We start from the raw sequence: 19,967 nt of genomic DNA on the forward strand, positions 1-19,967 counted from the left end.
ACCCTGTCGCGGGATGGAGCAGTCCGGTAGCTCGTCAGGCTCATAACCTGAAGGTCGTAGGTTCAAATCCTACTCCCGCAACCAACTTTAGCGAACAGGCCGCACCCGAAAAGGTAGCGGCCTTTTTGCTATCCCCAAAGCTCAACAGTTCCAACAGCTTGCTACGGATCTCCAATGTGTGGAGGTCCGCATCCTCGTCCCACGAGACGACGACCGTCTCGATCAGCGTGTGCAACTCGTCAGCCGCCGGGCCCGCCACGGCTTCGTCCGTGAGCGTCCCGACAAGATCCTCGACATGGTCCCGGTAGAGGTCCGGCAGGTCCTCGGGCAACTCGATATCGGGCGGGACGATCTCGTCGCGGGTCTCCGCGAGGCGAGTGAGGTCTGCCTCGATCTTCTTCGGCTCGGCGACGAGCGACTCCGATTCCAGCCCCTGCTTCGCCAGGGCGACCAGATTGCGCTGCACCATCTCCAGCTGCCGCACCCGCGCGTCGTGAAGGCGCAGCGTGTCCTCTGCGGTGCCCTGGGCTGCCTCCAACGGGTGATACACGCGATCCCGGAACCGTGCGTAGGCCGCCGGCTTCATCAGATCGTCGCGCAGGCCCGAAAGCACCAAGGGCAGCGCAACGCTCTCCCGGAGGCCTCGGAAGCCGGTGCAGACGCTCGGGCCTTTCTCCTTGGCGTCGGCGCAGGAGTAGGTCTTGTATTTGCCCGACCCGGCCACGGTCATCCGGCCCTCGCAGAGGCCGCAGTGGAGCAGCCCCGACAGCAATTACTTCCGGCGCCGGAGCGTCTGCGCCGAGGACAGGCGGTTCCGGTCCGTCATCGCCACCTTCGACCGACGCTTCGTCTGCGCCGCCTGACGCGCCTTCACGGCGTCCTAAAGTTCCTGACCGACGTTGGATCTCGACACGCGCGGTCTTCGCTGCCTTGTAGAAGCCGGCCAGGGGCTCCTGGTCGCGGGAAATCCGGTCGAGGAACTCCGCAGGGACGATGTCGAACGTGCCGTGGTGAAGCGCGTCCGACAGGCCCGTGAAGCCCGGCCGGGTCCGGCCCGCCGTGCTGCTGACCGCGCTGTCCGAAAAGCAGCGCTCGACGATCGTCCAGCCCCCCTGCCTGGCGTAGCGCTCGGCCTGGCGGAACCGGTCCTCAACGGACGTTGGGTTCTGCAAGTCGGTCGAGTAGCGGGCATAAAGAGCGACGCGGCAGGGGGGCTTCGAAGCTCGAATGCCTGGTCATGAACGAGTCTCCCGTTCGGCGTGGGGCGCCTTGAAAAATGAGCCGACGCCGTCGGCGGGGGCGAGAATGGCGTCGAGATTGACTGTCCGCTCGACGAGGCACAAGGCGGCTCCGTGTTGCCGGCAGAACCGGGCGACGGCGCGAACTCGCTCGGGATCGCGCGAGATGCGCGCCAGATCCGTCGCGATGACGGCCTGCGCCTCGCCTCTTGCAATCCGGTCCCGCAGGATGGTCAGGCCGGGGCGTCACGCATCCCGCTGACGCCGTTGTCGACGACGACATCGAGGATGCGCCAGCCGCGGGCTTCCGCGTAGCCGGTGCAGAACCTGCGCTGTTCGGCGATGGCCGCGTCGTTCGCGCTGGCGGCGCGCAGATAGAGTAGGGCGGTGGTCCCGGTGGTCATGGTCGTCTCGTCGTCTCGTCGTCGGGCCGTGGCGCACACAGCGCGGTTGGCGGACATGTCTGGAAAGATTGCGAAAGCTCGCCCGATGGCGATACGACTACAACCACATACGACCACACTCGGCCTTGGGCAACCTGGCACCCGCGCCCGGCGCGCTTGCGCCACCAGGCCCGGCCGGATACCCGGAACTCACCCGGGGACTGTCATTCTGAACGAAGGACCAGCGGGGCGCGGGTCAATCTCTGTTCCTTGCTTCTCGCAGGATTCTGTTCGGTGCCTCGCTCTGGCTGGCTTTCGGTCCACACCCTTCTGCGGAAAGGCATCGCGCCAGCGCTGGATGAAGATCTCGCGCTTGTCGGCGTCCATGGCAATCAGCAGCGGCGGATGCAGGCCGATGGGCCTTTCGAGCGTCTCGACCGTGCCCGACACCTCGATCGGTGCGCCGTATTCTTCGCCCAGCCACACGAACAGGTCCCGCGCCTCGAGCTCCGCGCGGCCCGCTGGAGAAAGCAGATAGTCGAGGAAGGCTTGCGCCACGCCAGCGGAAGAGGCGCCGGCGGGAAGCATCGCGGCGCGCGCCAGGATCAGCGTGTAGTCGCCCGGCGCGACGACCCCCAGGCGGTCGTCCTCGCGCGCCCGTTGCAGGGCGTAGGACCCCAGAACGTTGTAGGCGACGAGGTAATCGCCCGACGCCACGGCGTCGATGATCTCGGCCGAGCAGCAGGTCGCGACGGCGCCGGTCCGGCCGAACGTCTCCATCAGGCCGCCGAACGTGCTCGCTTCGAGCGAGTCGCTGAAGGCGAGCAGGTAGCCCAGCCCGGAATCCTCGATATCGTACGTGGCGACGCGGCCCGCGAAGCGGGTGTCGCTGGGTCGCAGAAGATCCAGCAGATCGAAGCGCGAGCGGGGCACCTCCGACGGGGCCAGGAGATCGCGGTTGTAGACCATGACGGCGGGCTCCCGCGTGATCCCCCACAGCTGGTCGCGCCATTTCAGCCGTGGCGCCAGCGTCGCCGTGGCGGGCGACGCATGGCTGGCCGCGCAGCCCTCGTTCACCAGAGTGACTATGTGGTGCACGGCCGAGCTGACGACCAGGTCGGCGCCGGTGCGGCCTGCGGCGCAATCCTGCCGCGTCACCCGGTAGAGTTCGTTCGAGCCCCATTGCTCGTAGACGATGCGCGTGCCGGGCTGCGTCTGAAGGAACGCCGCGATCACCGGGCCGATCGCCGCGAGGTCGGTCGTGCTGCGGATCGTGGCGGTCTGTACGGCGTTTTCGGGACCGAAGGCCGCGGTCAGCTCGGCCGCTTGCGAGATCATCGGCAGGACCGCCGCGACGCATGCAAGAAGACGCCTCATGGCACGCGTCCCGGCAGGTCGAGCGAGACCGTGCAGCGTCCGCCTGCACGGACGATCCGGATAGCCCCGCCATGCCCTTCGGCGACCTCGTGCGCGATTGCGAGGCCGATGCCGCTTCCGCCCACGCGCCCGGTGCGGATGAAACGGCTGCCGCCGGCGGCGCTCACCTCGGCCGGCGGGCCTTCGCCGCAATCGCTGACCCACAGGGAAGGTCGCGTTCCGCCCGTCACCCCGACGCGCACCGGCGGCCGGCCGTGGGACAGCGCGTTGGCCAGCAGGTTCTTTCCCGCCTCGGTCAGCGACAATGCATCGCCCCGCAGGACGATGGGCGCGCCGGGAAGGTCAAGCTCGACCTCGGTTGCCGCGGCAAGGGCGAGATCGTCGCATGCCTCGACCACCTCGACGGCGATGTCGCGCAGATCCAGCGGCGTCGCCGGCTGGCTGTCGGCGCGGTGGATGATCATCGCCCGGTTCAGAAGCTGGTCGAGCAGCCGTCCGAGGCCCGAGGCGCGATCGTGGATCCGCTTCACGATCCTCTCGCGCCGCTCGGGGTCGGTCTCGGCGGCGGCAAGTTGCGCCTGCGCGCGGATTGCCGACACCGGCGTGCGCAGCTGATGCGCCGCGTCGGCAATCAGGTTGCCGGTGGCGACGCTCTGGCGTTCGAGCCGCGCCATGAACGTGTTCAGCGACACCAGCATTCCCGCCACCTCGCGCGGGGCCGACAGGGACAGCGGCGTAAGGTCTGTCGGCTCGCGCGAGGCCAGTGCCGCGCCGATCAGGGGCAGGGGGCGCAGGGCGCGGCTGATCACGAGCCACGCGAACAGGGCCATGACCGCGCCGGCCGCGCCAAGCACCACAAGCGCATTCTGCGCGATGTCGCGGGCAAGCTCGCGCCGCGCAAGCAGGGTCTGGCCAACGATCACGCGCACCGGGCCCGAGAAGTTGCGCTCGGCGAAGAGGCGCGTCACGGCGACATAGCGCGCGGGTTCAGCCCCGAAGCTTGCGTCGAAGAACACGGCCTCGGCACTGCCGGACACCTGGGGCATCGGAGCCGACGCATCGCCCGTCAGGGTCGTCCCGTCCGGCGCCACGACGCGGTACCGGATCCGGTCGTCCGGTGCCAGCGACAGAAGCTCGAACGCCGAGACGGGCATGTCCACCAGCGCCGAACCATCGCGCACCGTGATTGTCGTGGCGATGTCCGCAGCGGCGCCCAGCAGCAGGCGGTCATAGGCCTCGCGTGCCGCCTGCCTGCCATAGGCGAGCGCCGCGACGAGCACCAGCGCGCCGCCCAGGACCAGCACCGCCGCCACCGCGAGCGCGACGCGCGTCTTCAGCGACGGCGTGGCGCGGATCGTTCCGGACTCAGCCATCGTCTTCGTTCAGGCGGTAGCCGATGCCGCGATGGGTTTCGATCCGCACCTGCGAGCCCGCCAGTTTCTTGCGCAGCCGCGCCACGTACAGCTCGACGGTGTTCGTGCCGACTTCTGCCCCGTCGAACGAGAACAGCCCGTCGAACAGCCGCTCCTTCGACAGGATCTGTCCGCGGTGGGCAAGCATCATCGACAGCAGCGACATCTCGCGCCGCGTCATGTGCACCGGCTTGCCGCCGATGCGCACGGCCTTGCCGGTCTCGTCGAAGGACAGGTCGCCGAGGGTCATCGCGTTGTCCGCCCAGCCGGTCTCGCGGCGCAGCAGCACGCGCAGCCGTGCCTCGAGCTCGCGCAGGTCGAAGGGCTTCACGAGGTAGTCGTCGGCTCCCAGATCCAGCGCCTCGACCCGCGCGGTCACCTCGAACTCGGCGGTCAGCATCAGGACCGGTATCCGCGCGCCCTTGCGGCGCAGGGACCGCAGAAAGTCACGCCCGTCCCCGTCCGGGAGGTTTATGTCCAGCACGATGGCATCGTAGACCTGCACCGCCATGGCCTCTTCGGCGCGGCCGAGCGTTTCGGCCAGGTCGCAGGCAAAGCCGGCATTGCCCAAGCTGGCGACGACGGCATCGCCGACATCGCCCGTGTCCTCGACGATCAGCAATCGCATCGCGCCACTCCTCCGGCCCTGACCGTATTCGGTTCGCCGGTGAACGAAAAGTGCCGCATTCCGCCGGGATGACAGGTTGACGACAGGTTGATCCCCTATCGTCCGCGAACGACCGGCAGCACGGAGGGCTGTCGTCAGACATCCTTGGAGGAACACATGCACATCACGACGATCCGTCGCGGCCTTGCGGCCGCTGTTCTGCTGGCCTGTGCGCCGCTGGCGGCCACGGCCCAGGAATTCACCCCCGAAAACCCCGAATGCATCGCGCCCGCCAACCCGGGCGGCGGCTGGGATTTCACCTGCCGTCAGGTCGGCAAGTCGCTGCAGGATCTGGGGCTGATCCCGTCCACCATGCAGGTGGTGAACCTGTCCGGCGGGGGCGGCGGCGTGGCCTTTGCCGAGGTGGTCAACAAGCGCAACGACGAGGACGACCTGATCGTGGCGGCATCGTCGGCCACGGCGACGCGCCTCGCGCAGAATGCGTTTCCGGGCAACACCATGGACCAGGTCCGCTGGATCGGTGCGGTCGGCGCGGATTACGGCGTCATCGCGGTCGCCGACGACAGCGAGATCCAGACGCTGCCCGAGCTGATGGATGCCATCAAGGAGGACCCGGCCTCGATCTCGATCGGCGGCGGGTCGGCCGTGGGTGGCTGGGATCACCTGAAGGTGCTGAACGCGGCGCAGAAGGCGGGCGTCGAGGACGTGCGCAACGTCAAGTACATCGCCTTCGCGGGCGGCGGCGAGGCCGTGACGCAGCTTCTGGCCGGCTCGCTCCAGGCCTTCACCGGCGACCTCTCCGAGGCGCGCGGCTTCGTGGAATCCGGCGACATCCGGGTCATCGCGCTTCTGGCGCCCGAGCGGCTGGAGGGCGAGTTCTCGGGCTTCCCGACGGCCCGCGAGCAGGGCATCGACACGATCGGCGCCAACTGGCGCGGCTTCTACGGCCCCGGCAACATGAGCGACGAGGCCTACGATTACTGGGTCGGCCAGATCGACACGCTGTACGACAGCCCGGAATGGCAGGCGATCATGGAGACCAACGGTCTCGCGCCGCTGGACCTGCAGGGCGAGGAGTTCGAGCAGTTCGTGGCCGAGTCGGTCCAGAACATCGAGAGCCTGTCGCGCGAAATCGGCATCCTTCAGTAAGCCGAGCCACGCACGGCGCCTCCGGTCCGACCGGAGGCGCCACCTTTGCGGAAACCCGAGGGAGGACGCCGCATGAGCGACCGCATATTCGGCGGGATCGGAATGATCCTCGCCATCATATTCGCCTGGCAGGCGTCGATCATTCAGGAAAGCTTTCTGAGCGATGCGGTCGGGCCGAAGACATTCCCATATCTGATCGCCGCGATCATGGCGCTGGCGTCGGCTTACTTCCTCGTCAAGCCCGACCCCGAGCCCGACTGGCCGCGCGCCGGCCGCCTGGCCGAGATCGCCTTCGCCGCGCTCGTGATGCTTGCCTACGCGCAGGCGTTGCCGGAACTGGGCTTCCTCATCGCGACCGCGCTGGCCGCCGGCTACCTCACCTGGCGCCTCGGCTCGAGCCCGGTGCAGAGCGTACTGATCGGCGTCGGCACCTCGGCCGGCATCTACGTCATATTCCGCCTCCTGCTGGGCCTGAGCCTCGCGCGCGGCCCGTTCGGCTTCTGAGGAGCAATCTATGGAACTGATGTCGAACCTCGCCGACGGCTTCGTCGTGGCGCTGACCTGGCAGAACCTCGCGCTGGCGCTGATGGGCTGCTTCCTGGGCACGATCATGGGCGCGCTGCCGGGCCTTGGCCCCTCGAACGGCGTCGCCATCCTGATCCCGCTGGCCTTCACGTTGGGCCTCGGCGCGACGCCGTCGCTGATCCTGCTGACCAGCGTCTACTACGGAGCCATGTATGGCGGGCGGATCAGCTCGATCCTGCTGAACATCCCGGGCGACGAACCGGCGATGATGACCTGTCTCGACGGCTATCCTATGGCGCAGCAGGGCCGCGCCGGCGAGGCGCTGGCCCTGTCGGGCATCGCCTCCTTCGTCGGCGCGTTCTTCGCCACCTGCGGCCTTGTCCTGCTTGCGCCGCAACTCGTCAAGGTGGCGCTGCTGTTCGGCCCGGCCGAGTATTTCGCGCTGTTCGCGCTGGCCTTCGCCACGCTCGGCGGCATCTCGGCGACCAATCAGGCGAAGTCCGCCTTCGCCGCGGCACTGGGCCTGGGCCTCGCCATGATCGGCGTGGACACCCAGACCGGCGTGCCGCGCTTCACCTTCGGCGAAGTGCACCTCTACGACGGGATCGACTTCCTCGTGGCGATCGTCGGGCTCTTCGCCCTGTCCGAGGTCTTCATCTTCCTCGAGCACCGGGGCACCGATCGCGACATCTCGAACAAGCCGAGGATGGAGATCGGGCGCATCATCCCGTCTTGGGCGCTGATCCGGTCCTGCATCCCGACCATGGGCCGCACGACCGTGCTGGGCTTCATCGCCGGCGTGCTTCCGGGGGCGGGGGCGTCGCTGGGCTCGTTCATCTCGTACTCGATGGAGAAGCGTCTGGTCGACAAGGACGGCACGTTCGGCAAGGGCGATCCGCGCGGGGTCGCCGCGCCCGAGACCGGCAACAACGCCGCCGCCGGCGGCGCCCTGGTGCCGATGCTCGCGCTCGGCGTGCCGGGTTCCGGGACGACCGCCGTGCTTCTGGCGGTGCTCCTGTCGCTCAACATCACGCCGGGGCCGCTTCTGTTCACCCAGAACCCGGACGTGGTCTGGGGGCTTATCGCGGCGCTCTTCATCGGGAACTTCATGCTTCTCGCGATGAACATCCCCATGGTGGGCCTGTTCACGCGGGTTCTCCTGGTGCCGCCGCGGATTCTCATGCCCGTTGTGGCGATGATCTCCTTCGTGGGCATCTACGGCATCTCGGGCTCCAGCTTCGATCTGATGGTGATGGTGGGCTTCGGCGTCATGGGCTGGATCCTGCGCAAGCTCGACGTGCCACTGGTCCCGGTGATCCTGGGCACGCTTCTGGGCAACGAGATGGAGGTGAACTTCCGCCGGGCGGTGAACATCGCCGACGGCGACTACTCGGTGCTGGTTTCGTCGCCGCTGACCATCCTGCTGTGGACCATCGCGGTCATCGGCTTCGTCCTGCCGATCCTGGTGGGCGGCCTGATCCGCCGCCGTATGCGCATGGCCCGTGACGCCGAAGGCGGCCTGAGCGACTGACCTGAAAGATGGCAGGATCCGGGCAGCGTCCCCGGGCCCTGCCGCATGATCGGCTGTCGGCGGCTATCGAGGACCATACGACCCCCACGGTCGCGAACGCCGCGTAAGACTATGTCGTCATCTTGCACGCGGTGCTTGGACCCTGCTCAAGAGTTGGAGCTTCCGGAGCCGTCGCGGTTCGATCGCCGGGAAAGCGACACCCAGATGCGCGGGCCGCGCTCGCTTCGGATGGCGCCCATTTTTTTCGGCGCACGTTGCACGCCGGCCGTTTCGGTGGTCTCTTGATCTCAACTGCAGCCCGAAGGTGGCTGCAGAGAAACGACCAAACGGGAGGATTTGCAATGCGAAGGACTTCGACTTACGGAACGGCGCTGATCGCCGCGCTCGCGTGGACCGCGGGTGCCGCACTGGCGCAGGAAGAAACCGCCGCGCTCGACAGCCAGTACACCGACAAGAACGGCGACCTCGTGGCCGACGCGCCCGAGGACGAGAGCGCGCTGCGCAACCCGGACACGCTCGTCTTCGCCTACACCCCGGTCGAGGATCCGGCCATCTACGAGGACATCTGGACCCCGTTCATCGAGCACCTCGAGGATGTGACCGGTAAGGACGTGCAGTTCTTCGCCGTCCAGTCGAACTCGGCCGAGGTCGAGGCCATGCGCTCGGGTCGCCTGCACATCGCCGGGTTCTCGACCGGGCCGACGCCCTTCGCCGTGAACCTCGCGGGCGCCGTTCCCTTCGCCATCATGGGCGGGGACGACGGCCGCTTCGGCTATACGCTGCAGGTCTACACCCAGGCCGACAGCGACATCCAGGAGATGGCGGATCTGGCGGGCAAGCGGATTGCGCACACCTCGCCCACGTCGAATTCGGGCAATCAGGCGCCGCGCGCGCTGTTCCCCGACCTGGGCGTCGTCCCGGGCGAGGATTACGAGGTGAACTACTCGGGCAGCCACGACCAGTCGATGCTGGGCGTCGTCGCGGGCGACTACGACGCCGCCCCCGTCGCGTCCGAGGTGGTCGACCGCATGGCCGAGCGCGGCCTCTACGATCCCGAGGACGTGCGCATCGTCTGGGAGAGCGAACCGTTCCCGACCACTTCCTACGCCTATGCGCATGATCTTGCGCCCGAGCTGAAGGAGAAGATCGAGGAGGCGTTCTTCAGCTTCGACTTCGAGGGCACCGCGCTTGGCGAGGAATTTGAGGGCGTGTCGAAATTCATCCCGATCACCTACAAGGATCAGTGGAAGGTCATCCGCCAGATCCAGCGGGCCAACGGGGTCGAGTACACGCCGCAGGGTCTTGCCGCGGAATAAGATGCCCAAGGGGCCGGCGCGCCGTGTGCCGGCCCCGTTCGAGGAGTTAGCAGATGCTGAAGATCACCGACCTGGTGAAGCGCTACGACGGCGGCGAACCGGTCCTCAAGAATCTGGACCTGACGATCGAGGGCGAAAGCGTCGTGTCGATCATCGGGTCTTCCGGGGCGGGCAAGTCGACGCTGCTGCGCTGCATCAACCGGCTAGTCGAGCCGACTTCGGGCAGCATCGTGCTGAATGGGACCGAGCTGACCAGCCTGCGCGGCGGGAAGCTGCGCGCGGCCCGGCGCAAGATCGGCATGGTGTTCCAGGGCTTCAACCTGGTCGAGCGGCTGACCGTGATGGAAAACGTCCAGTCCGGGCGCCTCGGCTACATTTCCAGCTGGGCGGCGATCATGCGCCGCTATCCCAAGAAGGACATCCGCCGTGCCTACGAGCTGATGGAGCGCGTCGGCATCGCCCATTACGCCAATACGCGCGCGGACCAGCTGTCCGGCGGCGAGCGCCAGCGCGTCGGCGTCGTGCGCGCGCTGATGCAGGACCCGGAAATCCTGCTGGCGGACGAGCCGACCGCCTCGCTGGACCCGAAGACGTCCGAGCAGATCATGGGCCTGCTGCGCGACCTCGCCGGCGAGTTGAAGCTGCCGGTGCTCATCAACATCCACAACGTGGCCGAGGCGAAGGAATACACCGACCGGATCGTCGGGATGCGCTACGGGCGCATCATCTTCGACGACGTGCCGTCGAAGCTGGACCGGGACGCGATGGATCGCATCTATTCCGGCAGCCCCCACGCCGACCGCAGCGACACGGGCGTGGCCGCCCAATGAGCCGGCATCCCGACACATGGAGCCGCCCGCCCTTCATCGCCAATCCCTGGCTGCGATGGGCAACCTACCTCGGGGCCGCGATCTACGTGGTCTGGGTCGTGACCACCATCCCCATCGACTGGGAGCGCGTCGCCGCGGGCGTCGAACGCGCGGGCCGTATCTTCGGCGGGGCGTTCCCGCCCAGCTTCGAGCGCAGCCAACTGCTGATCGACGGCTTTCTCGAAAGCATCCGGATCGCGCTGCTGGCAACCGCGGGCGGCGTCTTGCTGTCGGTCCCCATCGCCTTCATGGCCGCGCGCAACGTGGCGCCGCTGCCGATCTTCTACCTGGGCCGCGCGATCATCATCGTGGCGCGCAGCTTCCATCCGGTCATCGTCGCGATCATCTTCGTCAAGGCGGTCGGCTTCGGCCCCTTCGCGGGGGTTCTGACGCTGGTGGTCTATTCCATCGGATTCGTGGCCAAGATGCTGGCGGAACGGATCGAAGAGATCGACATGGGACAGGTCGAGGCGATGCGGGCCGCCGGCGCGCCGTTCTTCTCGACCCTGTTCTACGCGATCTTCCCGCAGATCATGCCCCGCCAGATCGGGCTCACGATCTACCAGCTCGACTCGAACCTGCGCGCCTCCGCCGTGGTGGGCATTGTCGGCGCGGGCGGGATCGGCGCGACGCTCGCAAATGCCTTCGGTCGCTACGACTATGACTTCGCCCTGGCGATCACCATCGTGATCGTCGCCGTGATCCTCGTGTCTGAAGCGGTCAGCGGCTATATCAGGAAGCGTGTGGGATGAGCAGCATTTCCGAACAGTTCGGGCGCGAGGACTGGTCGCGCCACACGCCGAAGCAGAAGGCCCGGCGCTTCGTCATCTTCGCCGTATGCGCCGCTGCCATCGCCTGGGCGCTGAGCTCGATCGAGGTGGTCTGGGCGTGGGTCTGGGACTCGCCACAGCAGATGGGGGACCTCTTCGGGCGCATGTATCCGCCCGATGCCACGAACCTCGGCGTCATCCTGCGCGTGCTGCTGGAGACGGTCAACATCGCCACCATCGCCACGGCCATCGCCGTGATCGTGTCCCTGCCGGTCGCCTACATCGCGGCCCAGAACACCACGCCGAACCGCGGCACGCTCTGGCTGGGGCGGCTGATCCTCGTCACCTCGCGGTCGGTCAACACGATCATCTGGGCGCTGCTGTTCGTTGCCATCTTCGGTCCCGGCGTCCTGGCCGGCATCATCGCGATCATGTTCCGCTCGATCGGCTTCATCGGCAAGCTTCTGGGCGAGGCGATCGAGGAGATCGACAAGCGGCCGGTCGAGGCGCTGGAAGCCACGGGCGCGTCGCGCCTCAAGGTGATCGCCTATGCCATCGTGCCGCAGGTCATGCCGACCTTCTGGGCCGTCTCGATCCTGCGCTGGGACATCAACCTGCGCGAGTCGACCGTGCTCGGCCTCGTGGGTGCCGGCGGTATCGGCATCATCCTGCAGGGCGCGATCGACACCTTCAATTGGCCCGAGGCGGCGACCGTCCTGATCGCGATCCTCGTGCTGGTGATCCTGGGCGAGATCGTGTCGGCCGTCCTGCGCCGCCGGATCCTGTGAGCGGGCAGGCGGCCGAGGCGCTCGAGGCCTATCTCTCGATCCGTCACCGCCTGCCGGGGGCCACGCCCGGCGGTGCGCCGAGCCACCACGACACGCTCGAGCACGTCGCCGGGCCGTTCGACGTTATCCTGCTTGATTCCTACGGCGTGCTGAACGTCGGAGAGAGCCCGGTTCCCGGTTCCGCGGACCGCATTGCGGCCATGCGCGCGGCGGGCAAGACGGTCATGGTCGTGTCGAACTCCGCGGGATACCCGAAGCGGATGCTGATGCAGCGCTATGCCCGCCTCGGCTTCGACTTCGCGCCCGAAGAGGTCGCGACCAGCCGCGAGGCGCTTCTGGCATACCTTGCGGGCGAACCTGTGCGCCGATGGGGCATGATGCTGTCGGATGCCTACGGGACCGACGAATTCGAGGAGCTGCACACGACGTTCCTGGCCGACGATCCAGAAGCCTACGACGCGGCCGAGGGGTTCCTGCTGGTCGGGTCGGACGGCTGGACTGAGCATCGCCAAGACCTGCTGGAAAACGCGCTGCGTGCACGCCCCCGCCCGGTCATCGTCGGCAATCCCGACATCGTCGCCCCGCGCGAGGACGGTCTGTCGCGCGAACCCGGCCATTATGCGCATCACCTCGCGGACCGCACCGGCATCCGGCCCGTCTTTCTCGGCAAGCCGTTCGCGGGTGTCTACGACCTCGTCCTGTCGCGCCTGCCGAACCCGCCCGACCCGTCCCGCGTCCTGATGGTGGGCGACACGCTGCACACCGATATCCTCGGCGGGCGGCACATGGGCTTCGCGACCGCGCTGGTCACCGGCTTCGGGGCGCTCAAGGGGCTCGATCCGGCCGACGCCATCGCCCGATCGGGCATCTCGCCCGACTTCATCGTCGAGCGTATCTGACGTCGCGCAGGCCGCGCACCCAGCGGGGAAAGGTCTCACGACCGGGTCATGCTCGGCCCGCATCGTCCGGTGGAACCGTCGAGGCGCCGGCGGGGTTGGGAAGCACAGAAGCCCGCGCGCCGCGTGGGCCCCCCGATTCCGAGCGAAGGTACATGAACGGCATCTACTGCGGCCCGCCCCCCTTGCCGCAAGACATCTGGACGAGCTGGAACCTCGACCCGGCGCTGATCCTCGGCCTGCTTGCGCTGACGGTCGTGTTCCGGCGCGACCCGGCGGGGCTGGCGGGCGTGGCGGTGCTGACGGTCGCCTTCGTCTCGCCGCTCTGCGCGCTGTCCTCGGCGCTGTTCTCGGCCCGGGTGGTGCATCACGTCCTGCTCATCGCCGTCGCCGCGCCACTGCTGGCCCGCGCGCTGCCGCTGCTCCGCGCAGGGCCCATCGCGCTTTCCTTCGCGGTCGCGACGGCGGTCCTGTGGGCCTGGCACCTGCCGGCGGCCTACGATCTCGCCCTGTCGCACAAGGGGGTCTACTGGATCATGCAGATCACCCTGACCGGCAGCGCCGTGTGGTTCTGGCGTGCCGTTCAGGCCGACGAGCGCGCGCCAGTCGATGCCCTTCTGTTCGTCCTCGCCGCCTTCGCGCAGATGGGGATGCTGGGGGCGCTTCTGACCTTCGCGCCGCAGCCGCTCTACGCAGCCCATGCGATCGCGCCGATGGACTGGGGGCTGACGCCACTGGCCGACCAGCAGCTGGGCGGCCTGCTCATGTGGGTGCCCGCGGGCATCCCCTACGCCGTGGCAGCCGCGCTGATCGCCCGCGGCGGCTGGTCCAGAATGCGGGGCCAGCCGACGTGATTGTCTGGCTCCAGACCATCGCCGAGGTGCTCATCCCCTTCTTCAAGGCGGCGCACATCGCCGCCCTCTTCGTGTGGTGCGGCGGGATCCTGGCGATGCCGCTCATGCTGGCGCGCCACGACGCAAGCAACTCGCGCAACGATTACCTGCGCATCCGGCGGGCCACCCACCTGACCTACACCATCGTCGTCACGCCGGCGGCCGTCGTCGCCGTCGTCGCGGGCACGTGGCTGATCTTCTTCCGCGAGGCGCTGGTGCCGTGGCTCTACGCCAAGCTGTTCTTCGTGGCGCTGCTGGTCTTCGCGCATGCCTGGATCGGTCACATCCTCGTTGCCGTCGCCGAGAACAAGGGACGCGACGGACCGCCCGCGCCCTACTTGCCGATGCTTGTCGTCCTGCTTCCGATGATCGCCATCCTGCTTCTCGTGCTCGGCAAACCGGACCTGTCGTGGATCGAGTTCCCGACATGGCTTACCGAGCCGCGGCAGGGTCAGCTGCCCTTCGCAGTGCCCAAGCGATAATCGAAGACGAGTTTGCCCCCATGCCATCCCGTGAAGCCAACCATGACCAAGCTCAGGCCCGACAGCAGGATCCCGTAGGGCAGCACGGCCTCCTCGTAGCCGTAGAGCCTGTGCGCCCAGCTTGCGCCCAGCAGCGCCAGCAGCGTGACCGCGATGATCGCGTGGGTCCAAGGGGCTGCGCGCGCGCGGATGCCGCTGACCAGCAGAAGTTCGGCGGTGCCCGAGAACGCCGCCAGCATCCCGAAGCCGAAGCCGGTGCCCGCGGCCCAGATCGCGGCGCGCGCCCAGAACGCATCGCCCGTCCACCAGTAGAGCAGGTCGGCACCGAAGGCGCAGAAGGTCAGGGCGATCGGGAACGCGACGCTCATCGCGTGGATCGGGTGCCCGCTGATCGCGATCCGCGACTCGGTCTCGTCGAAGCCGGGGCGTTCGGTGATCGGATCGACCAGCTTGTCTTCGTCCTGCGTGGCGTTCGTGGCCATGGTCGGCGGCTCCTCTGTGCGCTTTTCCCGGGGGTAACGCTTCTGGCGCTCGCGGGTTGCGACGGCGCGCTGTCGACGGTCGATCCGGCGGGTCCGGCGGCCGGGCAGATCGCGACGCTGTGGTGGGTGATGCTGGCGGGCGCGGGCGCGATCCTCGCGCTGGTGCTGGGCCTGATCGCGCTGGCCTTCACCCGCACCGGCCCCGGGACCGAGCGCGTCTGGATCGCCGGTATGGGCCTGGCCTTTCCGCTGACCGTCCTGGCCGCGCTGCTGGCCTACGGGCTGTTCGTCGGCGAACGGCTGCTGCCCCGGCAGGGCGCGGACGTGGTCTCGGTGCAGGCCGAGGGGCGGCAATGGGCCTGGAGCTTCGCCTACGACGACGCGCCGGGCGTGGTGACCGAGGACGTGCTGCACATTCCCGCCGGCCGCCCGGTCGACGTGGCGATCACCACGGTGGACGTGATCCACAGCTTCTGGGTGCCGCGGCTGGCCGGCAAGCTCGACGCCATTCCGGGCCACGTGAACGTGCTGCGGATCGAGGCGGACCAGCCAGGCCGCTACCGAGGCGCCAGCGCCGAGTTCAGCGGCGAGGGTTATGCCGACCACGAATTCGAGGTGATCGCCCACGACGCGGCCGGATGGGACCAATTCCTAAGAGGGGGAACACGATGAGGACGCTCGAGCGGCACCGCAGGCTGCAGGACATCTGGGCCTCCGAGCGCGGCTGGAAGGGCTGGACCTCGTCCGTGAACCACACCGATCTGGGGCGGATGTTCCTGGTGACGTCGTTCTTCTTCTTCGCGGTGGGCGGCGTCCTTGCCATGCTGATCCGCGCGCAGCTGGCGACCCCGCATTCGGCCTTCGCGGGTCCCGAGCTCTACAGCCAGTTCTTCACGATGCACGGGACCATCATGATGTTCCTGTTCGCCATCCCGACGTTCGAGGGGCTGGCGATCTACCTGCTGCCAAAGCTGCTGGGCACCCGCGACCTCGCCTATCCCCGGCTCACCGCCTACGGCTACTGGTGCTACGCCTTCGGCGGCACGATGCTGCTGGTGTCGATGGTGCTGGGGATCGCGCCGAACGGCGGCTGGTTCATGTATCCGCCCCTGACGGGCCCGATCCATTCGCCGGGCATCAACACCGATTTCTGGCTCATCGGGATCACCTTCGTCGAGATCTCGGCCATGGCGGCGGCGGTCGAGATCACGGTCTCGGTTCTGCGCTACCGGGCACCGGGCATGTCGCTTGACAAGATGCCGATCTTCGCGTGGTACGCGCTGGTCACGGCGATCATGATCCTGCTGGGCTTTCCGCCGCTGATCCTCGGCTCGGTGCTTCTGGAACTCGAACGCGCATTCGGCCTGCCGTTCTTCCAGGTCGAGCTGGGCGGCGACAGCCTGCTGTGGCAGCACCTGTTCTGGCTGTTCGGCCACCCCGAGGTCTACATCATCTTCCTGCCGGCGGCGGGCGTGATCTCTACCGTGCTGCCGGTGATGTGCCGGACCACGCTGCTGGGCTACGGCTGGATCGTGGCGGCGGCGGTGGCGCTGGCATTCCTGTCGTTCGGGCTCTGGGTCCACCACATGTTCACCACCGGCATCCCGCATATGGGGCTGGCCTTCTTCTCGGCCGCCTCGACGCTGGTGGCGGTGCCGACGGGGGTGCAGGTCTTCGCCTGGATCGGCACGATGTGGAAGGGGCGTCCCGACCTGCGCCTGCCGATGCTGCACATCCTGGGCTTCTTCGCCACCTTCGTCATGGGCGGGCTGACCGGCGTCATGGTCGCGGTCGTGCCGTTCGACTGGCAGGCGCACGACACCGCCTTCATCACCGCGCACCTGCACTACGTGCTGTTCGGCGGCTTCGTCTTCCCGATCCTCGCGGGGGTCTACTACTGGCTGCCGCATTTTACCGGGCGCCAGCGGTTCTTCCGGCTGGGCGAGGTCGCGTTCGTGCTGATCTTCCTCGGCTTCCACGGCACGTTCCTCGCCATGCACTGGGTCGGCCTTCTGGGCCAGCGGCGGCGGATCTGGACCTACGAGACCTCCGACGGCTGGACCGCGATCAACCTCGTCTCGTCGGTGGGCGGGTTCATCATGGCCTTCGGCCTTGCCATCGTCCTGATCGAGGTGGTGCTGTGCTTCTTCGTCGGCCGGCGCATGCCGCGCAACGCGTGGGGCGCGGGAACGCTCGAATGGGCGATGCCGACGCCGCCCCCGAACTACAACTTCGCCAGCGTGCCGCATATCCGCGACCGCGACCCGCTCTACGCCAACCCCGGCCTGCCTGTGCAGATCGCGCGGGGGGACGGCTATCTTGGCACGCCGCGCCACGACTGGCGCGAGACGCTGACGGTCGAGGCCGCGCGGGGCACGCCGGACTACATCGTGGTCTACCCGGCCAACACCCGCCTGCCCATCGTGATGTCGGCGGTGACGGGGCTGTTCTTCCTGTCGCTCCTGATCAAGGTCTACTGGTTCACGCCGGTCGCGCTGGCCGGCGTCGCGGTGCTTGCGCTGCGCTGGGTCTGGGTGCTGGGCCAGCGTCAGGACCGGGGCCCGCTCGACGCCGGCCTCGGCGTCTCGCTGCCCCACGCGGCCGAGGTCGACCGCGCGCCGGGCTGGTGGGGCTCGCTATTCCTGCTAGTGGCGGACGCCGTCCTGTTCGGATCGCTGATCTTCGGCTACGCCTTCCTCTTCACCGTCGCGCCCGGCTGGCCGCCGCCCGCGTGGTTCGAGTTCTCGCTGCTGGAGCTTGGGGGCGGTGTCGCGGGCGCCCTGGCCGCGGCGGCGGGGATGCGCCTTGCCATCCGCGCCAACCGCCGGGGCGGCTCTGCCTGGACGGGGCTGGCCATCGCGGGGGCAGGGGCGCTGGTCGTCCTCCTCTCGCTCGCGGCACTGCTGGTGCGGACGCCGCCACCGAGCGGCCATGCCTATAATGCCACGCTGTTCGTGCTGGGCGGTTACGGCGTGCTGCACACGCTCATCCCGCTCCTCATGCTGGGCTTCCTCGCGGCGCGAGTCTCGCGCGGCTTCGTCTCGGCCGCGCGGCGGGCCGAGCTGCCCATCGCCGGCCTGTGGGTGGATTACATGGCGGTGGTCGCGATACTCGTCCTCGCCGTGGCGCATCTGCCGGGGGTCGCGCCATGAAGGACCTCGTGCGCATCCTGATCGGCCCGCTGGTCTGGCTGTCGGCTTTCAGCGCCGTCTACGGCCTGCACGGCGTCGCGTGCGCTTTCGGCTGGGCCGACATCGATGCGTGGGGCCTGTCACTGATGCGCGTCGCGTTGACGGCGGCGTGGCTGGCATCGCTCGCGGTGCTCGCGGTGACCGTGGCCGTACTGCACTCGCGCCGCTTCGGCTCGCCCTCGGGCTTCGTCCGCGGCGTCAGCATCATGACGGGCTGGGTGGGCCTCATGGCGACGCTGTGGACGCTGTTTCCCGTTGTGGTGACCTCGACCTGCCAGTGAAGGCGGGCGTGAGCCGCCTTTACGATCCGGCCTGCGTATCGCAGAACCACGAACGACCCTGCGCCGACGGGCCCAAGCAGGGGCGTTCACGGCCTGTGAGGACAGCATCGCGCCCCATGCCAAGCAGGACAAACCCTTCCTGATCCTGCCGGACGGCGACCGGATTTCCTACGCCGCGTTCCTGGTCCAAGCCGCGCGCCTTGTCCACGCGATCACCGACGCCGGCCTCGCACCTGGCGATCGCCTTGCCGTTCAGGTCGAAAAGTCGCCCGACGCGCTGGCGCTATATGCCGCCTGCGGTCAGGCGGGCGTAGTTCTCCTGCCGCTCGACACCGGCTACACGCGGGACGAGCTTTCGTACTTCGTCGAGAATTCGGGCGCCGGCATTCTGATCTGCGACCCAGCGCGCGGACGGTTTGCGCGACATGGCCGAAGGGCAGGGGGCGCAGCTTGTGACGCTGGGTGCCGACGGCGCACCCGGGTTGATCTGGGCCGCTACGACGAGGACGGCTATCTCCAGATCGTCGGGCGCGACAAGGACCCGATCATCTCGGGCGGCTAAAACATCTATCCCAAAGAGATCGAGCTGGTGCTCGACGACCAGCCGGGCGTGCTGGAATCCGCCGTGATCGGCGTGCCGCATGCCGATTTCGGAGAGACGCCGCTGGCGGTTATCGTGCCCGAGAAGGGCGCGCAGCCCGACCTCGAGGCGATCGCGGATGCCGAGAGCACGGGCCCGCTACAAGCATCCCCGCGATTTCCGCGTGGTTCAGGAATTGCCGCGCAACGTGATGGGTAAGGTGCAGAAGAACGTCCTTCGCGACACACATACCGCCACACCTACCGCGACGCCTTCACGGCCTAGCCCGGTGCCGGCCCCGCCGGGGCCGGCCGTCACGCCTCAGGCGGCGCGGAGGCCTAGGATGCGGCGCGCCTCGGCCACCGTGGCGACGCTTCGGCCGTGACGGCGGACCGTCTCGGCCGCGCGTTCGACCAGCGCGGCGTTCGACGGTGCCAGCGTGTCGCGGTCGAGCCGGATGTTGTCCTCGAGACCCGTGCGCAGGTGTCCGCCCGCCTGCGCCGCCCAATCGTTCAGCTCGGCCTGGTGCCTTCCGATCCCGGCAGCGCACCACGGCGCATCCTCGCCGAACAGGCGTTTCACGGTCTCGATGTAGAAGTCGAACACCCGGCGGTCGGCCGGCATCGCGTTCTTCACGCCCATGACGAACTGCACGTAGGGCGTGCCGTCCAGCTCTCCGCGGTCCTTCATCAGCTTCGCCTGGAAGATGTGGCTGAGGTCGAAGGCCTCGATCTCGGGCTTCACGCCGTGCGCCTGCATCTCCGCTGCCAGCCATTCGACCAGATCCGGCGGGTTGTCGTAGACGCGGGTGGGAAAGTTGTTCGACCCGACCGACAGCGACGCCATGTCCGGTGCCAGCGGAAGCATGCCGCCGCGCGCACGGCCCGCGCCCGACCGGCCGCCTGTCGACAGCTGCACGATCATGCCGGGGCAGTGCGTCTCGATCCCCTCCTTCAGCCGGGCGAAGCGTTCGGGATCCGAGGTCGGCTTCCCCTCGTCGTCGCGCACGTGGCAATGCGCGATCGCCGCACCCGCCTCGAAGGCGGCATGGGTGCTTTCGACCTGTTCCTCGATCGTGACCGGCACGGCCGGGTTGTCGGCCTTGGTGGGCACCGACCCGGTGATGGCGACACAGATGATGGCGGGGTTCGACATCGGCGCTTGTCCTTCTCGTTC

The 19,967-nt window shown here is 68.2% G+C and carries 21 protein-coding genes, 1 tRNA gene and 4 pseudogenes; 18 read left to right on the top strand and 8 right to left on the bottom strand.

Going from position 1 to position 19,967, the window contains the following annotated elements; translation table 11 throughout:
- The first annotated feature begins 7 nt into the window (after positions 1–7).
- Positions 8–84, top strand: a tRNA-Met gene (locus BLW27_RS09335).
- Here the strand turns inward: BLW27_RS09335 and BLW27_RS22080 are convergent.
- On the bottom strand, positions 41–730 hold the full coding sequence (locus BLW27_RS22080; protein WP_089882890.1) for a hypothetical protein: 690 nt from the start codon (positions 728–730) through the stop codon (positions 41–43). The genes BLW27_RS09335 and BLW27_RS22080 overlap by 44 nt on opposite strands.
- On the opposite strand from BLW27_RS22080, the gene BLW27_RS21160 reads away from it, so the two are divergent.
- Positions 702–863: a hypothetical protein gene (locus BLW27_RS21160; RefSeq protein ID WP_177177860.1), complete on the top strand. Its 162-nt coding sequence runs from the start codon at positions 702–704 to the stop codon at positions 861–863. The two genes, BLW27_RS22080 and BLW27_RS21160, sit on opposite strands and share 29 nt — an antisense overlap.
- 99 nt (positions 864–962) lie before the next feature.
- On the opposite strand, the pseudogene BLW27_RS22085 reads toward BLW27_RS21160, so the two are convergent.
- A pseudogene (locus BLW27_RS22085) lies at positions 963–1,172 on the bottom strand (recombinase family protein); the annotation flags it as partial.
- Between the two features lie 299 nt (positions 1,173–1,471).
- On the bottom strand, positions 1,472–1,642 hold the full coding sequence (locus BLW27_RS20680; RefSeq protein WP_177177861.1) for a recombinase family protein: 171 nt from the start codon (positions 1,640–1,642) through the stop codon (positions 1,472–1,474).
- Positions 1,643–1,683: 41 nt separating this feature from the next.
- On the opposite strand from BLW27_RS20680, the pseudogene BLW27_RS09350 reads away from it, so the two are divergent.
- A pseudogene (locus tag BLW27_RS09350) lies at positions 1,684–1,854 on the top strand (integrase core domain-containing protein); the annotation flags it as partial.
- Here the strand turns inward: BLW27_RS09350 and BLW27_RS09355 are convergent.
- The 3 genes from BLW27_RS09355 to BLW27_RS09365 are packed head-to-tail and all read right to left on the bottom strand — an operon-like array spanning position 1,832 to position 5,038.
- Positions 1,832–2,998, bottom strand: a complete 1,167-nt coding sequence (locus BLW27_RS09355) for an ABC transporter substrate-binding protein (RefSeq protein WP_089882533.1) — start codon at positions 2,996–2,998, stop codon at positions 1,832–1,834. The pseudogene BLW27_RS09350 and the gene BLW27_RS09355 overlap by 23 nt on opposite strands.
- Positions 2,995–4,371, bottom strand: coding sequence for a sensor histidine kinase (locus tag BLW27_RS09360; RefSeq protein WP_089882535.1), 1,377 nt, complete (start codon positions 4,369–4,371; stop codon positions 2,995–2,997). The genes BLW27_RS09355 and BLW27_RS09360 overlap by 4 nt, the downstream gene beginning before the upstream one ends.
- Positions 4,364–5,038, bottom strand: a complete 675-nt coding sequence (locus BLW27_RS09365) for a response regulator (RefSeq protein ID WP_089882537.1) — start codon at positions 5,036–5,038, stop codon at positions 4,364–4,366. The genes BLW27_RS09360 and BLW27_RS09365 overlap by 8 nt, the downstream gene beginning before the upstream one ends.
- Positions 5,039–5,194: 156 nt before the next feature.
- On the opposite strand from BLW27_RS09365, the gene BLW27_RS09370 reads away from it, so the two are divergent.
- The 10 genes from BLW27_RS09370 (at position 5,195) to BLW27_RS09415 (ending at position 14,257) form a co-directional block, all read left to right on the top strand.
- Positions 5,195–6,187, top strand: coding sequence for a Bug family tripartite tricarboxylate transporter substrate binding protein (locus BLW27_RS09370; RefSeq protein WP_089882539.1), 993 nt, complete (start codon positions 5,195–5,197; stop codon positions 6,185–6,187).
- A gap of 72 nt (positions 6,188–6,259) precedes the next feature.
- Positions 6,260–6,691, top strand: coding sequence for a tripartite tricarboxylate transporter TctB family protein (locus BLW27_RS09375; RefSeq protein ID WP_089882541.1), 432 nt, complete (start codon positions 6,260–6,262; stop codon positions 6,689–6,691).
- Positions 6,692–6,701: 10 nt separating this feature from the next.
- Positions 6,702–8,243: a tripartite tricarboxylate transporter permease gene (locus BLW27_RS09380; RefSeq protein WP_089882543.1), complete on the top strand. Its 1,542-nt coding sequence runs from the start codon at positions 6,702–6,704 to the stop codon at positions 8,241–8,243.
- Between the two features lie 341 nt (positions 8,244–8,584).
- Entirely contained in the window at positions 8,585–9,559 is a 975-nt protein-coding gene (gene phnD, locus BLW27_RS09385) for a phosphate/phosphite/phosphonate ABC transporter substrate-binding protein (protein WP_089882545.1), read from the top strand.
- Positions 9,560–9,612: 53 nt separating this feature from the next.
- The gene (phnC, locus tag BLW27_RS09390; RefSeq protein ID WP_089882547.1) at positions 9,613–10,389 is read left to right on the top strand and encodes a phosphonate ABC transporter ATP-binding protein; all 777 of its coding nucleotides are present in this window, start codon (positions 9,613–9,615) and stop codon (positions 10,387–10,389) included.
- Positions 10,386–11,180: a phosphonate ABC transporter, permease protein PhnE gene (gene phnE, locus BLW27_RS09395; protein ID WP_089882550.1), complete on the top strand. Its 795-nt coding sequence runs from the start codon at positions 10,386–10,388 to the stop codon at positions 11,178–11,180. Before phnC ends, phnE (BLW27_RS09395) begins: the two co-directional genes overlap by 4 nt.
- Positions 11,177–11,986 (top strand): phosphonate ABC transporter, permease protein PhnE, encoded by an 810-nt coding sequence (gene phnE / locus BLW27_RS09400; RefSeq protein ID WP_089882552.1) that lies wholly within the window; start codon positions 11,177–11,179, stop codon positions 11,984–11,986. The genes phnE (BLW27_RS09395) and phnE (BLW27_RS09400) overlap by 4 nt, the downstream gene beginning before the upstream one ends.
- Entirely contained in the window at positions 11,983–12,885 is a 903-nt protein-coding gene (locus BLW27_RS09405) for an HAD-IIA family hydrolase (protein ID WP_089882554.1), read from the top strand. The genes phnE (BLW27_RS09400) and BLW27_RS09405 overlap by 4 nt, the downstream gene beginning before the upstream one ends.
- A 152-nt stretch (positions 12,886–13,037) precedes the next feature.
- A complete protein-coding gene (locus BLW27_RS09410) occupies positions 13,038–13,736 on the top strand; it encodes a cytochrome c oxidase assembly protein (RefSeq protein WP_089882556.1) in 699 nt (232 codons plus the stop codon).
- On the top strand, positions 13,733–14,257 hold the full coding sequence (locus BLW27_RS09415; RefSeq protein ID WP_245710828.1) for a CopD family protein: 525 nt from the start codon (positions 13,733–13,735) through the stop codon (positions 14,255–14,257). The genes BLW27_RS09410 and BLW27_RS09415 overlap by 4 nt, the downstream gene beginning before the upstream one ends.
- Here the strand turns inward: BLW27_RS09415 and BLW27_RS09420 are convergent.
- Positions 14,227–14,739 carry a DUF2231 domain-containing protein gene (locus tag BLW27_RS09420; RefSeq protein WP_089882559.1) on the bottom strand — a complete coding sequence of 171 codons (513 nt, stop codon included), beginning with the start codon at positions 14,737–14,739 and terminating at the stop codon, positions 14,227–14,229. The genes BLW27_RS09415 and BLW27_RS09420 overlap by 31 nt on opposite strands.
- A gap of 129 nt (positions 14,740–14,868) precedes the next feature.
- Here BLW27_RS09420 and BLW27_RS09425 point away from each other — a divergent pair, with 129 nt between their 5' ends.
- The 5 genes and pseudogenes from BLW27_RS09425 to BLW27_RS22100 form a co-directional block, all read left to right on the top strand.
- On the top strand, positions 14,869–15,411 hold the full coding sequence (locus BLW27_RS09425; RefSeq protein ID WP_245710829.1) for a cytochrome c oxidase subunit II: 543 nt from the start codon (positions 14,869–14,871) through the stop codon (positions 15,409–15,411).
- The gene (gene ctaD / locus BLW27_RS09430; RefSeq protein WP_089882564.1) at positions 15,408–17,891 is read left to right on the top strand and encodes a cytochrome c oxidase subunit I; all 2,484 of its coding nucleotides are present in this window, start codon (positions 15,408–15,410) and stop codon (positions 17,889–17,891) included. The genes BLW27_RS09425 and ctaD overlap by 4 nt, the downstream gene beginning before the upstream one ends.
- The gene (locus BLW27_RS09435) at positions 17,888–18,211 is read left to right on the top strand and encodes a hypothetical protein (RefSeq protein WP_089882566.1); all 324 of its coding nucleotides are present in this window, start codon (positions 17,888–17,890) and stop codon (positions 18,209–18,211) included. Before ctaD ends, BLW27_RS09435 begins: the two co-directional genes overlap by 4 nt.
- A 163-nt stretch (positions 18,212–18,374) precedes the next feature.
- Positions 18,375–18,557, top strand: a pseudogene (locus tag BLW27_RS22095) (AMP-binding protein); the annotation flags it as partial.
- A gap of 138 nt (positions 18,558–18,695) precedes the next feature.
- Positions 18,696–19,035 (top strand): annotated as a pseudogene (locus BLW27_RS22100) (AMP-binding enzyme); the annotation flags it as partial.
- 77 nt (positions 19,036–19,112) lie between these two features.
- Here the strand turns inward: BLW27_RS22100 and BLW27_RS09445 are convergent.
- Positions 19,113–19,946, bottom strand: coding sequence for a 3-oxoadipate:acetyl-CoA acetyltransferase (locus tag BLW27_RS09445; protein WP_089882568.1), 834 nt, complete (start codon positions 19,944–19,946; stop codon positions 19,113–19,115).
- Between the last annotated feature and the right edge of the window lie 21 nt (positions 19,947–19,967).

The sequence above is a fragment of the Citreimonas salinaria genome (genome assembly GCF_900107235.1).
GTDB classification, from domain to species: Bacteria; Pseudomonadota; Alphaproteobacteria; order Rhodobacterales; family Rhodobacteraceae; genus Citreimonas; species Citreimonas salinaria.

What these genes read in the sequence shown, in the direction of transcription:
- BLW27_RS09375 (WP_089882541.1), top strand. Translation starts at nt 6,260, where the DNA reads ATGAGCGACCGCATATTCGGCGGGATCGGAATGATCCTCGCCATCATA.
- BLW27_RS09360 (WP_089882535.1), bottom strand. Translation starts at nt 4,371, where the DNA reads ATGGCTGAGTCCGGAACGATCCGCGCCACGCCGTCGCTGAAGACGCGC.
- ctaD (WP_089882564.1), top strand. Translation starts at nt 15,408, where the DNA reads ATGAGGACGCTCGAGCGGCACCGCAGGCTGCAGGACATCTGGGCCTCC.
- BLW27_RS09425 (WP_245710829.1), top strand. Translation starts at nt 14,869, where the DNA reads ATGCTGGCGGGCGCGGGCGCGATCCTCGCGCTGGTGCTGGGCCTGATC.
- BLW27_RS09380 (WP_089882543.1), top strand. Translation starts at nt 6,702, where the DNA reads ATGGAACTGATGTCGAACCTCGCCGACGGCTTCGTCGTGGCGCTGACC.
- phnE (WP_089882550.1), top strand. Translation starts at nt 10,386, where the DNA reads ATGAGCCGGCATCCCGACACATGGAGCCGCCCGCCCTTCATCGCCAAT.
- BLW27_RS09445 (WP_089882568.1), bottom strand. Translation starts at nt 19,946, where the DNA reads ATGTCGAACCCCGCCATCATCTGTGTCGCCATCACCGGGTCGGTGCCC.
- BLW27_RS09410 (WP_089882556.1), top strand. Translation starts at nt 13,038, where the DNA reads ATGAACGGCATCTACTGCGGCCCGCCCCCCTTGCCGCAAGACATCTGG.
- phnE (WP_089882552.1), top strand. Translation starts at nt 11,177, where the DNA reads ATGAGCAGCATTTCCGAACAGTTCGGGCGCGAGGACTGGTCGCGCCAC.
- BLW27_RS09355 (WP_089882533.1), bottom strand. Translation starts at nt 2,998, where the DNA reads ATGAGGCGTCTTCTTGCATGCGTCGCGGCGGTCCTGCCGATGATCTCG.
- BLW27_RS09370 (WP_089882539.1), top strand. Translation starts at nt 5,195, where the DNA reads ATGCACATCACGACGATCCGTCGCGGCCTTGCGGCCGCTGTTCTGCTG.
- BLW27_RS20680 (WP_177177861.1), bottom strand. Translation starts at nt 1,642, where the DNA reads ATGACCACCGGGACCACCGCCCTACTCTATCTGCGCGCCGCCAGCGCG.
- BLW27_RS09420 (WP_089882559.1), bottom strand. Translation starts at nt 14,739, where the DNA reads ATGGCCACGAACGCCACGCAGGACGAAGACAAGCTGGTCGATCCGATC.
- BLW27_RS22080 (WP_089882890.1), bottom strand. Translation starts at nt 730, where the DNA reads ATGACCGTGGCCGGGTCGGGCAAATACAAGACCTACTCCTGCGCCGAC.
- phnD (WP_089882545.1), top strand. Translation starts at nt 8,585, where the DNA reads ATGCGAAGGACTTCGACTTACGGAACGGCGCTGATCGCCGCGCTCGCG.
- BLW27_RS09435 (WP_089882566.1), top strand. Translation starts at nt 17,888, where the DNA reads ATGAAGGACCTCGTGCGCATCCTGATCGGCCCGCTGGTCTGGCTGTCG.
- BLW27_RS09365 (WP_089882537.1), bottom strand. Translation starts at nt 5,038, where the DNA reads ATGCGATTGCTGATCGTCGAGGACACGGGCGATGTCGGCGATGCCGTC.
- phnC (WP_089882547.1), top strand. Translation starts at nt 9,613, where the DNA reads ATGCTGAAGATCACCGACCTGGTGAAGCGCTACGACGGCGGCGAACCG.